Source organism: Pseudomonas sp. GW821-FHT02A08 (assembly GCF_059422045.1).
Window position 1 is genome coordinate 1 of record NZ_JBWKWD010000063.1, and the last position, 16,443, is coordinate 16,443.

8 protein-coding genes, 1 rRNA gene and 1 pseudogene are annotated in these 16,443 nt (G+C 60.0%); 3 read left to right on the top strand and 7 right to left on the bottom strand.

Annotation, left to right across the window (positions count from 1 at the left end):
• Positions 1 to 75, top strand: a 5S ribosomal RNA gene (gene rrf, locus AC07W4_RS26955); the annotation flags it as partial.
• Positions 76 to 180: 105 nt separating this feature from the next.
• Here rrf and AC07W4_RS26960 read toward each other — a convergent pair.
• The 5 genes from AC07W4_RS26960 to AC07W4_RS26980 form a co-directional block, all read right to left on the bottom strand.
• Positions 181 to 648, bottom strand: a complete 468-nt coding sequence (locus AC07W4_RS26960; protein ID WP_495034617.1) for an SRPBCC family protein — start codon at positions 646 to 648, stop codon at positions 181 to 183.
• A 24-nt stretch (positions 649 to 672) separates the two neighbouring features.
• Positions 673 to 4,083 (bottom strand): amino acid adenylation domain-containing protein, encoded by a 3,411-nt coding sequence (locus AC07W4_RS26965; RefSeq protein WP_495034618.1) that lies wholly within the window; start codon positions 4,081 to 4,083, stop codon positions 673 to 675.
• Positions 4,084 to 4,096: 13 nt separating this feature from the next.
• Positions 4,097 to 5,026, bottom strand: a complete 930-nt coding sequence (locus tag AC07W4_RS26970; protein ID WP_495034619.1) for a diiron oxygenase — start codon at positions 5,024 to 5,026, stop codon at positions 4,097 to 4,099.
• Positions 5,023 to 5,799 carry a DUF3050 domain-containing protein gene (locus AC07W4_RS26975; RefSeq protein ID WP_495034620.1) on the bottom strand — a complete coding sequence of 259 codons (777 nt, stop codon included), beginning with the start codon at positions 5,797 to 5,799 and terminating at the stop codon, positions 5,023 to 5,025. Before AC07W4_RS26975 ends, AC07W4_RS26970 begins: the two co-directional genes overlap by 4 nt.
• Before the next feature lie 738 nt (positions 5,800 to 6,537).
• Positions 6,538 to 7,248 carry a GntR family transcriptional regulator gene (locus tag AC07W4_RS26980; RefSeq protein WP_495034621.1) on the bottom strand — a complete coding sequence of 237 codons (711 nt, stop codon included), beginning with the start codon at positions 7,246 to 7,248 and terminating at the stop codon, positions 6,538 to 6,540.
• A gap of 265 nt (positions 7,249 to 7,513) precedes the next feature.
• Between AC07W4_RS26980 and lapG the strand changes: the two genes are divergently transcribed.
• Complete coding sequence (lapG, locus tag AC07W4_RS26985; protein ID WP_495034622.1) at positions 7,514 to 8,137, top strand: cysteine protease LapG; 624 nt, start codon at positions 7,514 to 7,516, stop codon at positions 8,135 to 8,137.
• 14 nt (positions 8,138 to 8,151) lie between these two features.
• Complete coding sequence (gene lapD, locus AC07W4_RS26990; protein WP_495034623.1) at positions 8,152 to 10,098, top strand: cyclic di-GMP receptor LapD; 1,947 nt, start codon at positions 8,152 to 8,154, stop codon at positions 10,096 to 10,098.
• A gap of 82 nt (positions 10,099 to 10,180) precedes the next feature.
• Here lapD and AC07W4_RS26995 read toward each other — a convergent pair whose 3' ends face one another.
• Complete coding sequence (locus AC07W4_RS26995) at positions 10,181 to 10,519, bottom strand: tryptophan synthase subunit beta (protein WP_495034624.1); 339 nt, start codon at positions 10,517 to 10,519, stop codon at positions 10,181 to 10,183.
• A 146-nt stretch (positions 10,520 to 10,665) separates the two neighbouring features.
• Positions 10,666 to 16,443 (bottom strand): annotated as a pseudogene (locus AC07W4_RS27000) (LapA family giant adhesin); the annotation flags it as partial.

The window sequence follows — 16,443 nt, forward strand, 5'->3', positions numbered from 1 at the left end:
GAACTCAGCAGTGAAACGATGCATCGCCGATGGTAGTGTGGGGTTTCCCCATGTGAGAGTAGGTCATCGTCAAGATTGAATTCCGAAACCCCTGTCTGCTAACGCAGACAGGGGTTTTGTCGTTTCAGGGGTGCTGAAAAGCCCGTTGTGGAGCCTCTCCACAACGGGCTTCTTCACATCTTACGCAAACAGTTTCAGCACATTGTTCATCGCATCATCGGCAAAGCCCTGCACGAAATCCTTGAAGCCTGGCAGCGCCTCGGCGCTACCCTGCACAGGTTCGGCGATGATGGTCCAGGTGGCTCGGGACTTGCGTGCATCCAGTGGTTCAACGCTCATCGCTGCCCACAGATTGGCCACACCCAGGGTGTTGTAGATAGTGGTCCAGGTCATATGCCGTGCCTGGTCGTCCCGGGAGTTGAGTTGCTCGACCACCAGGTTGCCGTCCTTGAAAAACTTTTTGCGTAGCGATGAAATCCCTTCGCCGGTCATCTCTATATGCGACAGCGCCGGGATGAAGCGATCGAAGCCGGCAAAGTTACCGACTACGGCCCATACCTGCGCAGCATCGGCGGGCACGTCCACCGAGGACACAACGTGGCAGCCTTGGGGGTTTTTGATCAGGGTATCGGGATGCAGAGTACTCATGGTTTTGCTCCGTTGGGGGTTGAGTCAGATGAAGTTGATTTCTTTGAGGTAGTCGCAGCCGCGACGTAGCAGTGCCGGCGTCTTTTGCGGGTAGTGCGCACCCATCAACCGAACGCCGGCCTGGGCGTTGTCGTGAAGGATCATCGAGATGTCGCCGATGTCCTCCTCGAAGCCGTTGAGGTAGAACCCCAGCACGCCGAACAACGCGTTGTCGCTGTCGACCCGACCCAGTTGTTGTTGCCAGTCGGCGACGCTGACCATTGCGAATTCGCGTCCCGCTTCGCGGAAGGACTCCACGTAGTTGTCCCAGCTCAAGGGCTCGGGGTTGTGCAGGTTGAATACCGCTTGTTCCGGTTGATAACGAATGGCGTGGAAGGCGATGAATCGGGCGAGAAAGTCCACCGGCATCAAGTCGAAGTTCAAGGCGAACTCCGGCACCTGTCCCAGCTGGATCGAGCCCTTGAGCATCAGCATCAGGCGATTCTTGTGCGGCTGGCACACGCCCGTAAGGCTGTTGAAACTGATGTTGCCGGGGCGGTAGAGATTGACCCGCACCCCCAGCTCCCGCGCCCGTTCGAGGATGCGCTCGCCGACCCATTTGGACAGGTTGTAGCCGTTCTTGATATAGATCGGTGGCGTCGTTGCGGCCGGCACCTCAAGCACTCGGCCGTCGGCGGAAATCGTGCTGGAGGCCGAGAGCGTCGAGACGAAGTTGAAGATTTTTTTGCTGCGACCTTCGCACAGACGCAAGCATTCGAAAATCGGCTCGACGTTGTCCCGCGCCAGTGACTCGTAATCGAGGACGTGATTGACGTTGGCCGCGTTGTGCACCAGAGCGCCAAACTCCTGATCCAGGCGCTGGTAAACCTCATCCGTCAAACCGAGTTCCGGCCGCGTGATGTCTGCCGCGTAAACCCGCACCCGGCTCATATCCAGATGCTCCAGACGGTTATCCCGCAACGCCTGGGTAAAGCGCTCGTTCGCCGATTGCCCGTTGCCGTCGCGAACCAGGCAGGCAACTTCGCTGGCACCCCAGGCCAGCAACGCTTCGACGATGTGTACACCGACAAAACTGTTGGCACCGGTGACGATCACCTTGTGCACATCGCCCATGCGGCTGACAGGCAGCGGCTGCACATCCAGTTCGCGGAAGGCATCGCGCATGGCCTGTTCGCTCAGCACTTCTTCGCTGTCGGAGCCGCGGACCAGTGTCGCCAGTTTCGCGATAGTGGGCAGTTCGATGAAGCGATTGATCGAGATGCTGCGCCCGAACTCCTCGCGCAGTCGCAGGAGCAAGCGCGACAGCAGGATCGAGTGCCCGCCAAGATTGAAGAAGCTTTCGTCGGTGGAAATGTCGCTCGCCGGCAGCTCCAGCAATTCGGCCCAGATCTCCTGCAGCAAGGTTTCATCGGCGCTGGCGGGCAAGCGTCGTGGAGGGTGCTCAGTGACGTTGAGCTGCAGCTCCAGAAGCGCTTTGCGGTCGACCTTGCCATTACTGGCGTAGGGCATGGCTGGCAGTTCGGTCCATGCAAGGGGGTGCATGTAGTCCGGCAGGTGTTGTGTCGCGTGGGCCTTTAACGCTTGGCGAGCGCTGCCGGGAAGGTCCTCTCGGGGTTGGGCAAGGAAAGCCAGAATCCGCCGCTGGCTATCGATGACCACCGCAACCTGGCGGTACAACTGGCTGTCGCGCAGGCAGCGCTCAATCTCTTCCGGCTCGACCCGGAAGCCGCGAATCTTCACCTGATTATCACGCCGACCGCACAACTCGATCCCTTCGGCCGTCCACTTCGCCATGTCCCCGGTGCGATAGACGCGCAGGGTCCGGCCATCAGGCAAGTTCAGGTCCATATAGCGCTCAGCGGTTTGCTGCGAGTTGTTCAGGTAACCCAGGCACACACCGGGGCCGGCGATGTACAACTCGCCGACCGTCTGTTCGGCCACCGGCTGAAAGTCGTCGTCGAGAATCAACACCTGGCTGTTTGCGATTGGAGCGCCCAACGAGCGGTTGTTGTCGCCTGCCTGGAGTTTGCGCGCGGTAATCAGCACTGTGGCTTCGGTGGGCCCGTAGAGGTTGTAGAGCTTGCCCTGGCGGCTCAGTTGCTCGATGACCCACGGCTCGCAGACATCGCCGCCGGTCATCACATGCTCCAGGCACTGCAATTGCTCCAGCGGCAGGATGCTCAACAAGGCCGGCGGCAAAAAGGCGTGGCTCAATTGCCGATGACGAATCAGCTCCACCAGTTGCAGGGGATCGCGGCGTTGGTCATCGCCGGGCACGATCAACTCGGCGCCCAGCAACAGGGTGGGAAAGATGTCGATCAGCGATGAGTCGAAACCCAACGAAGAAAACTGCAACACCCGGCTCTGGCGGGTCAGCTGCACATAGTCGGCGTACCAGTGGGTGAAGTGCGCGAGGTTGGCCTGGCTGAGCAGCACGCCCTTCGGATGGCCGGTGGTGCCCGAGGTGTAGAGCGCCATGCAGGGCGCATCGAGGTCGGGGCGTTGGCGCATCAACGGTTGAGTGAGGTCTGCGTCATGGACGTCGATACTGCTGATGTCCAGCCCTGGCATCTCGCTCGCCAGGGGGTGCTCGCCGTCATGCAGCAACAACACTGCGCCGGCGTTCGACAGGATGTACTGCTGACGTTGCAACGGATGGCTTGGCTCCAGTGGCAAGTAAACCGCACCGCTGCCCAGGATCGCCAGGATTCCCGCATACAGCGCACTGCATTTGGGCAGGCAGATCCCGATGACTGCCGAGCCTTGATACTGATCCAGAAGCACCTGCAGACGTTGCTCGATGGCGCGGCTGTGGGCGTGCAACTGGCGATAGTCGAGGGTGTTGCCGTCGATGCTCAAGGCCGGATGGTCAGCACTCTGGATGCACTGTTGCTCAAGCCTCTCGATCATCGGCGTTTGCGCGAGTTGTTGCAGTCGTGGGTCGGTGGTGGCATTGAGGCGATGCACGAACGCGAGGCTGTCCAGAAACCGCAGGCTTTCGATGCGCTCGAAGCGTGCAGGTACGGCGGGTTCGGCGAGTCGAAAATAGTCGGCATCGCGCGAGTAGCGGCTGACCAGCAGCGCCACGTGGTCAACCAGGACTGTCATGGCCTGCATACGCAACGCCTGGCCGTTACCCGACGGTTCATCGGCGATGGGTACACAGGTCAGCAGCGTTGAACCATGGCAGCACAACACGTCCAGCGATGGCACGCCGGACGCCTGCGGCAGGCCAAGGCCCAACTGCAAGGTCAGTCGTGGCGCCTGACAGGTGAACTGATGCAGCGTGCCATCGTCGATCAGTAGATCCGCAGGCCCCGGCATTTCGTCGGGTACGGATATCCGCGTCAGTGAGTGACCCTGTTGTTCGAGTTCCAATGCCAGCTCGGTCAGGGCCTGGCTTTGTCCGGTGAGCAAGATGTCGAGACGTCTCATGATGGGCTCCTCGTCAAACCAGATAGTCGCTGAGGGCGGTTTGTACGCACGGTGAATCGAGCAGCGAACTGCTGTGGAAAAACCGCACAATGTTGGCCACCAGCGGGTGGTGGCGACTGATTGGGAAGGCCAGTGCCGACACTTCGTTCTTGAGAGCGTGGCGCGTCGTGTCGTTGAGCTGCAGTGCGTCGATCAGGCGCAAATCGAAGGATTTCTGGATGTCGTTGGTCAGGTATTGGGTAATGAATACCGGCAGGATCTGCGCGATGCACTGGCGCTCTTCTGCACTTGCGGCATGCCAGTAGATGCGTACCAGCCGCGCCCAGAATCCGGAATGGCGTCCCTCGTCCAGCAAGTGATCGGCCATCAGGCCCTTGATCGATTGCTTGACCGAGTCGTCCTTGGCGAACGCGGCGACATCACCAGTCACAGTGTTTTCAGCAATGGCCACGCAGATCAGTTCTACAGCGCTACGCAGGTGCTCCGGTGCGAGCGCCACGGCCGCCGGTATCGCCCGGCTCAGCTCGATCTCATCCGGCAACTCAATGGGGGCGATGCCGGTCATGGCGATGGTCTGTTGCATGAAATCCATCGCCACCAGCGCGTGGTAATCCTCGTCCACCACCACAGTCATGGCGTCGTAGCGGCAGGCGAACGGGAACTCGACCGCGAAGCGATTCTTGGCGATGCTGCGGGCGGTTTTGTCGACGATTTCCGTTTCGAAGATCACCACATCGTTGATGAACTTGTAGAGCGTCTGCACCAGGGCGAAGTCGCGCAGTTCCGGGCATTCGCGCAGAAAGGTTTCGCTCAGCACCAGCGGTTGCCGGCTCAAGGGGTAGATCAGTTTGTCGTCGTTTTCCAGCACGCGGCGCGGGCGCGTACGGATGGTCGCGCGGCTCTCCCAGGCGTCAGCGAAGGATTGGTAGTCGGTGGCGTTCATGCACTCACCTCCACGAGGGATTCGTTCATGCTCAGGCGCAACCCGTCCCACAGGGCGATACGACTCTCCACGGCAGCGATGGCGCTGGCGTACACGTCTTCCTGCCGTTGGGGGTCGCTATCGACCAGTCGCGACAGGAGCTTTTCCGCTGCCGGGCCATGGTCCTCGGAATCGACCTCAATGTGCCGTTCGAGGTAGTACCGGAAAGTCGGCGCTTGCTCGATGCCGATCCCCCAATCGTCGAGGATGCGCTGGAACATCTGCGGGATAACGCTCTCGCGACCGTGCAGAAACGCCGCCGCAACACTGTGACCCGGCGCATGCAGTGCGGTGTGTAGCGTATGGCGAACGAAATTGGCGGTCGCCGGATCGACGTTGATGCTCTGTAAGGCCACGTCATAGCTCACGCCCTCTTGCTGCAGGGCTACGAAGCGTTCGATGGCAGCGGTGCATGCCCCGACTTCGCGCATTGCATCCAGGTACAACTCGAAGTGGCTGTAATGACCCTGGGCCGGACGATCATCGGACTCCTCACCCAATACGATCTCGTTGATCAATCTCGCGGCCTGGGGATCCTGCGGTGGCAGCCAGGGCAGTCGCACGCAGGTCAGCTCCTGTTGCAGGCGCTTGGTCAGCGACATGAAGTCCCATACGGCAAACACGTGGGTTTCCATGAAGCGTCGCAGGACCGGCAGCGAATGTATTTCAGAGAAGATTGGGTGTTCGCCAAGTTCAGATTTTTTTTGCAGCAGATGTTCTTTAGTTGGTTTCATGGATGAGCCTGTAAATGATCTTGGGTAAGAAGTCATCGAGCACTGAAGTTCGCTGGAAGTTTTCTCCTGGCGAGCGGGTACCTCAAACGTATTGATATTTTTCAGTGCCAAGGATGCCGAGTAACCGAGGTGTTACTGCCGCTTGTGGCAGGCGGCGAAGAAAAACTAATACACATGTAAAGTGTTGATCAAGTTGTTTTGTTATTATTTAAATATTCAACTTTTCTGAAGTTGATAAGTCTCGATAAAACTTTTCATATGAGTTTTATTTGGGCGTAGTTACTCCTTCCGGTCTATATGGAACAGAATTGAATAAAGAGTGAATGCCTCACTCGAAGTAACTTTTTACGGGCGTCGTTGTGGGTGTCTGAGGGGTGGAGGTGGGTCGCGAGCGATGCCGATCCTTCCGTTCCCGTGATGAGGCTCCTTCCTTCGCTTCCGGGGGCAGGGACTGCTCCATTCGCACGGAGCGTCACCCGTTTTTTGTCCTGGTTATCCAGAGTGGGCGTAAATCGAGGTGGCCGCCATCACTGAGGCATTGCGCAAACGTTGCAATGGCAGGATTTCAGGCGGTGGGGCGTTGGGGCGGGGTATGGCGCCGTAAGGGCGGTGTGGTTTGGGGGCAGGGGATTTGTAATCAAATCATTCGCGGAGCATTTTTTTTGGGGGGGGGGGGAGGGGGATGCGCGGCAAGCGAGGTGAACCCTTCGGTACGTTCCCCGGGCTTGCCGCCGCGAACTACTTCGACCTGTTCCTGGCCTGGACTTCAGGGCTGTTGAGGTAGCGCGTAATGACCTCGACTCCTCGGTTCAGGTGATGCTCGAGCAACTGCACGGAACGTTCGACGTCCCGGGCTTCGGCTGCCTGCAACAGTGCCTTGTGGTCATCCTGGGAGAGTTTGCCCAGGCCCATGGCCTCCAGGTTGAAACGCAGGAACCGCTCTTCCTCGGTCAGGCCGTCCTCGACCAGTTTCAACAGGCGGCGATTCGGCGCCCGGGTGTAAAGCGCCATGTGGAACAGGCGATTCAGTCGACCGATTTCGGTGTAGTCGCTTTCCGTTTCCAGCTCGTCGATGTAGCGGGCAGCTTCTTCGAGATCTTCGTCCCGAAGCAGTGGCACCGAGAGACGCAGGGCTTCGGACTCCAGCAGGATGCGCAGCGCGTAGGTTTCCACGGCATCGCCCTGGACCAGTGGCGCTACCACGGCGCCCTTGTGGGCAACCACGTTGAGCAACGATTGTGCTTCGAGTTGGCGCAAGGCTTCGCGTACGGGCATGCGGCTGACGCCGAACAGGTCGGCGAGGTCTTGCTGGCGCAGTGCCGCACCGCAAGGAATGCGCCCGTCGAGTATGGCCGCGCGCAGGGTTTCTTCGATCACCGAGCGTGCCATGTGTGCGGGAATCGGCCCGTTGACCTTGATGCTGCTGAGAGGGTTGGGCTTTTGTGTCACTAAACGCACCCTGATTGATGGAATATTTTTGGATCCAAATGACACTAGTAACTGACTGACTGCTTGTCAAACAAGCTCTCGAGTGCCTTTCTTGCAGTTTAGCGCGCTGCCAGTGATCTCACCGTGCCATTGTCTTTTTTCGGGCTAACCTTCACCATTCGAACGACTCCCTCCTGCCTATCCAGGATGCCTTGCATTGGTGGCAAGTTTAACGATCCCCCGGGTTTTACGCTGGCTGTGCAGCGCATTGCTGCTGACTGGCGTAATGCTGGGCAGCTTGAGCGCCGATTGGGATTTTTCCCTGATCAGCCGGCGGGCGCAGGCATTGTACGGACCTTTGGGAGAAGGTCAGCAACGCATTAATGATTGGCAATACTTATTGACTAGCCAGAAGCAGATCGGCGAGCTGGAACAACTCAATGTGGTCAATCGCTTCTTCAACAAGCAGTTGCGATACGTCGAAGACATCGATCTGTGGCATGAAGTCGACTATTGGGAAACCCCGATCGAAGCCCTCTGGAAAGGCGCCGGCGACTGTGAAGACTACGCTATCGCCAAGTACTTCAGCCTGCGGCACCTCGGTGTAGCCAGTGAAAAGCTACGTATTACCTACGTCAAGGCACTGACCCAGAACCGCGCACACATGGTGCTGACTTACTATTCAAGCCCGGAAGCCGAGCCCCTGGTGCTCGACAGCCTGATTGATGCAATCAAGCCGGCAGGTCAACGGAAGGATTTGCTGCCGGTCTACTCTTTCAATGCGGAAGGGATGTGGTTGCCCGGTGCCAAGGGCAATAAAAAGGTCGGCGATACCAAACGCCTTTCGCGTTGGCAGGATGTGTTGAAAAAAATGCAGGCCGAAGGATTCCCGGTCGAGACGACTAACTAGGAGCACATGCTCAGATGTCTTTGTTCAAACAGCTGTTGATTGCTATCTGTCTGTTCCTGGTGGTCGCCTTCACCGGCAGTTTCATGGTCAGTCTGGAGAGCTCGCGCACCCAGTATGTCAACCAGTTGCGCTCCCATGCCCAGGACGCCGCGACGGCGCTGGCGCTGTCCCTGACGCCCAACATCGATGACCCGGCGATGGTCGAGTTGCTGGTCAGCTCGATTTTCGACAGCGGTTACTACGCGAGCATCCGCGTGGTCGATCTGAAGACCGACCAGGCCCTGGTCGAGCGCACGGGTATTCCGGCGGTCAACAGCGTTCCGGACTGGTTCGTCAAACTGATCGGCCTGGAGCCCGCCGGTGGTGATGCGATCGTCAGCCGTGGCTGGGAGCAGGCTGCCCGGGTCGAGGTGATCAGCCACCCGATGTTCGCGCTGGCCAAGTTGTGGCAAAGCGCTTTAGGCAGCCTGGGCTGGTTGTTGCTTTGTGGCGCAGTCAGTGCGGTACTCGGCGCGCTATTGCTGCGTCAGCAATTGAGACCGCTCGATTACATGGTCCAACAATCCCACGCCATCGCCCGGCGGGAATTCCTCAGCCTGCCGGAACTGCCGCGCACCCCCGAACTTCGCCGTGTCGTGCAGGCCATGAACCAGATGGTCGAGAAGCTCAAGGCGCTGTTCCAGGAGCAGGCCGAGCGCAGTGAAAAGCTACGGGTAGAGTCCTATCAGGATTCGTTGACCGGGTTGGCCAACCGGCGTTATTTCGAGATGCAATTGAATGCGCGGGTCAGCAATCCGGAGCAGGCCAGTTCCGGTTACCTGCTGCTGTTGCGGGTCAAGGACCTGGCCGGTCTCAACCAGCGTCTCGGTGGACAGCGCACCGATGAAGTACTCAAGGCCGTCGGCGAGCAACTGTCTCGCGAGTGCGCCAAATACCCGGAAACCCAGAACCTGGTCACCCGTATCCGTGGCGGCGAATTTGCCGTGCTGGCACCGGGACTGGTGCGCGCGGAAGCGCTGCAACTGGCACAGAACCTCGACAGCGCCTTGGCTAGTCTTCACGCAACCGGCGCCACCGATGTGGCTGCCGTGGCGTCTATCGGCCTGGCGCCTTTCGCTCACGGTGACTCACCGCAGGCGGTGCTCAGCCTCGGCGATCAGGCGCTGGCGCAGGCCGAAGGCCAGGGCGAGCGGAACTGGGCCTGTATCGAACACAGCCTCTCGGCCAGTGTTGGCGACGATCACCACGCCTGGCATCTGATGCTCGACCAGGCGCTGACACAACGACGTTTCGAGCTGTATTTCCAACCGGTAGTGGCCGCCCAGGACACGCAACTGGTGCTGCACTACAAAGTGTTGTCGCGACTGCTCGACGAGCACGGTCAGACCATCCCCGCCGGGCGTTTTCTGCCTTGGCTGGAGCGCTTTGGCTGGACTGCACGTCTGGATCGGCTGATGCTCGAGCGGGTGTTGGAGCAAATGAGCGGGCATGAGGAGTCGCTGGCGCTGAATCTGTCGTCGGCAACCCTGGCCGACCCGCAGGCGCAAAACAAAATTTTCGAGATACTGCGCGCGCATTCCAACCTCGGCCCGCGTCTGACCCTGGAAATTGGCGAAGAGCAACTGCCTGACCAGGCGGTGCTGGAGCAACTGACCCGGCGCTTGCGCGAACTCGGGTTCTCCCTGAGCCTGCAACGTTTTGGCGGTCGCTTCAGCATGATCGGCAACCTTGCTCGGCTGGGTCTGGCGTACCTGAAAATCGATGGCAGCTACATTCGGTCGATCGATCTGGAGAGTGACAAACGCCTGTTCATCGAGGCGATCCAGCGAGCGGCGCACAGCATCGACTTACCACTGATTGCCGAGCGGGTCGAGACGGAAGGCGAGTTGTCGGTGATTCGCGAGATGGGGCTATACGGTGTGCAGGGCCAGTTGTTCGGCGAGCCCAAGCCCTGGAAGTAATTCTTTAGCGCCGGGTTGTCAGTGATGCCCTCATCGCGGGCAAGCTCGCGATGAGGTTGGAGCAGTCACTGAAGATCAATGATCAGATCAACCCGCCTTCATCCTCATCTATCAACTGACTCAACCCACCCAGCGCCTCACGCGCCTGGTTTCGGTCCATGAGCTTGGCCTGGGCCGCCGTCGGCAGGTCGGTGACGCGGATCACGCCTTTCTGGGTCAGCACCTGAATCAAGTCATCGAGTACCCGGATCATTTCCAGGTCACTTTGCTTGAGCTGTTTAAGGCTGTTTTCCACAGCCGCGTTGGCAAACCAGGCCTGAATTTCATGATTGTCGGCCGACAGCGTTTCCGTGGCCTCGGCATAGGCGGCGGGTTCCACGCGTACCAACAGGCCCTGCGCATCGCGTTGCACGTAAAACATTGAGCATCCCTCGGAATTGAACCAGCGTCGTGCTGTCAGCAGCATAGGTCAACTGCACGCCAGTATGTGGCGCAGCGACGATATCGTCACCGGGCAGTGGGCGCAAACGTGACGGCCGCCCCACAGGGAGCGGCCGTTTTCGTGCATCAGCTGTTGTTGTGATCGATTTTGATGGTCGGGTCGCTACCGGCAATCAGGTTGTGCAGGTTGGCGCTGGACCAGTTGTTGCCCTCCAGCTTGATCGTCACGTCCGGAGTGGCGGCTGCGGCATTGCCCGAGTTGAACTGGCCGGTCGAGCTGACTTGCAACGACGACACGCCATCGACCGTGGATATCTTCAGGAAGTTGTCGATGGTGCTGCCGGTTTCGCCCTGCAACAGATCGCGCAGGTCGATCCGGTCACCTTCGCTGGCCTTGAAGTCCTTGATCACGTCGTTGCCGGTTTCGCCCGCTTTCCAGACGAAGGTATCACCGCCGGAACCACCGATCAGGATGTCGTTGCCCTGTCCGCCCATCAACGTGTCGTTGCCGGTACCGCCGAGCAGGATGTCATTGCCCTTGCCACCGTCGAGGCTGTCGTTACCGCCCGAGCCGAACAGGATGTCATTGCCCGCACCGCCCAGCAGGGTGTCGTTACCGTCATGGGTGCCGGACACATCGAACGCGGTGTAATGCTCGGTGATGTACTGGTGCACGTTGCTGGTGGTGACTTTGCTGACTTCCACACCGGATTGCTGCGCCACGAAGGCTTGCATGGCCTGGTAACCCTCGCCGGCAATGCCGTTGAAGCTCACCAGGTCGCCGAACAGAAGGTCGTTGCCTTCGCCCCCGCTGACGGTGTCGTGACCCGGCATCGTCGCTTCGGTGTGGCCGATGATCGAATTGGCCAGATCCTTCGGATCGATGTTGGTTTGTGGCGTTTGATTCGAGTCGTACGGTTTCAGGTCGTTGAGGCTCACTCCGTTGTTGAGGCCAATGGCCTCGACATTCGACAGGTTGCTCAGCAGTGTAAAGCTGCCAGTGGAGTTGCTGGTGGTGTTCCCGTCGGTGCTGCTGCCGTCACCGTCACGACCCGAGAACTCGTAGGTGCCGTCACCCTGGGCATGCAGATAGCCGAAGTCCTTGGATGACCAGCTGTCGTGGCCGTTGCCGTTGCCATTGCCGTTGCCGTTGCCGTTGTTGCCGTTGCTGGTCTTGGTCCAGACCGTCACTTGGCCCGAGGCGGAAATGTCGATCTGGTGCGTGCTGTCGGGGAACAGGCTGATCGCTTTACCCAGCTGATAGTTGCTCGTGGTGATCAGGCTATCGAGCGTTGTGCTGCCATACAGGGTCGGGTTGGTCGACTCGCCGCTCTGATAGTAAGTCGGCTTGCCGTCAGTAATGAAATACGTGAGGTTCTTCGCCCCGGTGTTGGCCACGGCGTCCGCACTCTGGAACCAGTTGGCCGTGGTTTTGAACACGTCCTCGTAGTTGGTGCCGCCGCCGGACGACATCGAGTCCAGAGTCGCCTTCAATTGAGTCAGCGCATCGGGGTTATTGAGGTTCACCGACACCGACTTGTTGACCTGGGTATCGAAGTCCACCAGGAAGATGTTCACCGTGCCCGAGTTGCTGCCCAGGCTTTGCTTGAGGGTGTTGAACACCGACGTCAGTGAGTCCTTGGCCGAGTTGATCGACGAGGAACTCATACTGCCGGAGCTGTCGACCATGAACGCGATGTTGTAGTTGGTGCCCGGCACCACGGTCAGGCCACCGATGTCGGCGACGATGATGTCATTGCCGTCGGTGCCGGTGACGGAGTCATCGGCCGCGGTGGCGGTGACGGCGTTGTAGACCGTCGGGTACACGGTCACGGGAATTTGCGAAGTGCTGCTGGCCGAACCACCCAGGGCCTCGGTGGAGGTCGAGGTCACGGTCAGGTTGAACTGGCCGTTGAAGTACGCGGGTGGAGTGACGGTCAGAGAGCCGAGGCTCCAGCCCGTCACGTTCGCCTCGCCATTGGTCGCGGTGACCGTGAAGGTATGTCCCGCGCCGTCGGTGAGCACCGAGCCGACCGGCATGCCGCTGATCTTCAGGCTCAGGCTTTCCGAGCCATCGGTGTCGGTCAGCGCGGTGGTGATGGCGGACAATTTCACACTGGTGCCTTCGGCGCCGGTATTGAGTTTGTAACCGTCGTAGTAGCCTTCGCCATTGGTGCCGTGCAAGTCGGACACGGTCACGCCGGCATTCACCAGATCCGAAACGCCGGTGTAAATCGGTACGCCGGCACTGCTCAGGTCGATCGGCGTGCTGCCATTGACCGACAGGTTGACGTCATAGCTGCCCGGGCCGCTCTGGTTGTGGTGGTAAATGTCCAGGGTGTAGTAACCGCTGGTAGTCGGGGTGTACGAACCATTGAGGTTGCCGCCCGCGCCCCACGTAATCGCGGCTACGTTCTTGCCGCCGATGGTCACCAGCAGGCTGTCATCACCGGTACCGCTGAAGGTGTAGGTCTTGCCGGCTTCGAGGTAGATCAGGCCAGAGGTTTTCGATGCCGTACCGGCGGTCACGCTACCGTCGGACTGCACGTTGGTCACGGTGCCTTTGGAGTTCGGTGTACCCGCGGCGTCGATCACGTTTTTCAGCGTGGTCGAGTCCGCGCCGCTGCCGCTGGTGCCCAGGCCCGACAGACCGGTCCAGACTTCCTTGATCAACCCGGTGGACCTGACGCTGTTGTCGGCAACGCTCAGGGTCGGCGCATCCGCCACTGGCGTGATGTCGATCTTGATCGTGCCGGTGTTGCCTAGCGTCTGGCCGTCGGTTGGCTGGAACTTGATTTGTGCGTAGTCGGACTGGTTGTTTCCCAGGTTGGTACCGCCGTATCCGTCCACGCCCGATTCGTTGGCATCCGGCATGAAGCGCAGTTTGCCAGCGTCGATGTCGGCTTTGCTGAAGGTCTGGTTGGCGGCGACGTCTTTCCAGGTCGAACCGTCCAGGTACTGCAGTTTGCCCTCGACCGGCAGCTGGGTGATTTTCACGCCCAGGCTGGTTGCCGGGCTGTCGACGTCGCTGACGCCGAAGGTCGACCAGCCGAGGACCAGCGGCGTGTCTTCGGTGCCGGTGACATTGATCGGTGCTGCGACCGGTGCGTCATTGACCGCCACCACGTTGACCGTGGTGGTCGCGGTGTTGGAGTAGTTGCTGCCATCGGTCACCGTCACGGTGATGGTGCGTGGCACGGTGCTCGGGTTTTCACTGCCGTTGGTGAAGGTGATGTTCTTGATCTGCTGCATGTAGTCGGCCAGCGTCGCGTTACCCGACAGGGTCAGGGTGACGGTGCCATTGGTGCTGTTGGCATTGATGGTGATGCCGTTGACGCTGTTGCCCAGGTTCAGCGCATCGCCGTCCTGACGGTTGGTCAGCACGATGGTCGCGCCGGTCAGCATCGTGCTGTCCGGGTCGGTGATGCTCAGGTCGGTATCGCCGATCGACACACCCGCCCCCGGGGTGTTCTCGGTGAATGTCACCTTGTAATCGGCCCCGGTGGCGCCGCTGGAGTTGTTGGCGTCGAGGTCCAGTACTGGTGGTGCATCGTTGTCGATAATCGAAGTGTTGACGCTGCCATTGGACGTGCTGATCGCCAGGTTTTCGAAGTTGCCGCCGGTGGCCGAGTCGATCTTGACCACGAAGTTTTCGGTGCTTTCGGTGATCCGGTCATCGATGGTCGAAATGTCGAACGGCACACTGCTGGCATTCGCCGGGATCTTGACCGTCGTCACACCGGTGAAGTCCACACCATTGGCTGCGGTGCCGGAGTAGGTCAGGGTTACGGTCACTTCACCGTGAGCCGGGTTGGTCAGTGCGAGGGTGTAATGCGCGGCCTGACCCTCGACGACAGATGTATCACCCGAGATGCTGATAGTGGTGACGTCACCGGTGTTTGCCGGCGTATTCGGCGTGCCCGAACCTGCTTCGTCGGTGACAGCGGTGGTGAACTGGTCTTTGCCCAGGGTCAGCTTCTCGAAATTGTCAGCGCCGCTGACCGATTCCAGTTTGTTGACGATGGACGGCTGGCCACCGGTGTAGACGTCATCCTTGGCGATGATGGTGGCGGAACCGGTCGCAGCATTCGCTGGAACGGTGACTTTGGTGCCGTCGGAGAGGGTGAACGCCAACGGGCCGTGGTTGTTGATCGGCAGGCCGGCGGCGTTGGTCAGGGTCACGGTGTAAGTCACCGAACCGCCTTCAGCCACGGTGGACTTGTCCACGGTCAGGGTGGCGATGACTTCGCTGACGGTGTCAGTGATGGCCACGTTGGCCGCGGTGCCGTCAATCACCAGGTTTTCGAAGGCCTTGCCATCGACGCTGGCCGAACCGACGGTCAGGCTCAGGTTGCTCGGGTCCTTGTAGACGTCGTCGCCTTGCACCGGCGCGGTGTAGATGGCCGACAGCTTGCCGGCTTCAATGGTGACGGTGCCACCGTTGCTCAGGGTGACCTTGAGGTCGTGATCGAGCTTCTGGTCAACCTTGACGGTGAAGGTCGGCGCGAGGTTTTCCTGTACATCGCCGTTGCTGGTGATGCTGACGGTGACCTTGTCGCCCTGACCTGATGGCTCATCGGTGACGGTGGTGGTGAACTGGTCCTTGCCCAGGGTCAACTTCTCGAAGTTGTCCGCGCCGCTGACCGATTCCAGCTTGTTGACGATGGACGGCTGGCCACCGGTGTAGACGTCATCCTTGGCGATGATGGTGGCGGAAGCGGAGGTTCCGTTCGCTGGAACAGTCACCTTCGTACCGTCGGAGAGGGTGAACTCCAACGGACCGTGGTTATTGATCGGCAGACCGGCGGCGTTGGTCAGGGTCACGGTGTAAGTCACCGACCCGCCTTCAGCCACGGTGGACTTGTCCACGGTCAGGGTGGCGATCACTTCGCTGACGGTGTCAGTGATGGCCACGTTGGCCGCGGTGCCGTCGATCACCAGGTTTTCGAAGGTCTTGCCGTCGACGCTGGCCGAACCGACGGTCAGGCTCAGGTTGCTCGGGTCCTTGTAGACGTCGTCGCCCTGCACCGGCGCGGTGTAGATGGCCGACAGCTTGCCCGCTTCAATGGTGACGGTGCCACCGTTGCTCAGGGTGACCTTGAGGTCGTGATCGAGCTTCTGGTCGACCTTGACGGTGAAGGTCGGCACGAGGTTTTCCTGCACGCCGCCATTGCCTTCGATGCTGACGGTGACCTGGTCGCCCTGGCCCGATGGCTCATCGGTGACAGTGGTTTCGACGTTGGTCTGGTTCAGGGTCAGTTTTTCGAAGTTGTCTGCGCCAGTAACACTCTCGAGTTTGTTGACGATCGGTGCCTGGCCGCCGGTGAACACGTCGTCGGCAGCGGCGATGGTCGCCGTGCCGGTCGCGGTATTGGCCGGGACGGTGATCTTGGTGCCGTCGGAGAGGGTGAACTCCAACGGACCGTGGTTGTTGATCGGCAGACCGGCGGCGTTGGTCAGGGTCACGGTGTAAGTCACCGAACCGCCTTCAGCGACGGTGGATTTGTCCGCGGTCAAAGTGGCAATGACTTCGCTGACGGTGTCGGTGATGGCCACGTTGGCCGCCGTGCCGTCGATCACCAGGTTTTCGAACGCCTTGCCGTCAACCGTCGCGTCGCTGACACCAACCGTGAGGGTCTGGCCGTCCTTGTAGACGTCGTCACCCTGCACCGGCGCGGTGTAGATGGCCGACAGCTTGCCGGCTTCAATGGTGACGGTGCCACCGTTGCTCAAGGTGACCTTGAGGTCGTGATCGAGCTTCTGGTCGACCTTGACGGTGAAGGTCGGCGCGAGGTTTTCCTGCACGCCGCCATTGCCTTCGATGCTCACGGTGACCTTGTCGCCCTGGTTGTCGGTTGGGGTGCCCGTACCCGGCTCGTCGGTGACGGTGGTTTCGACGTTGGT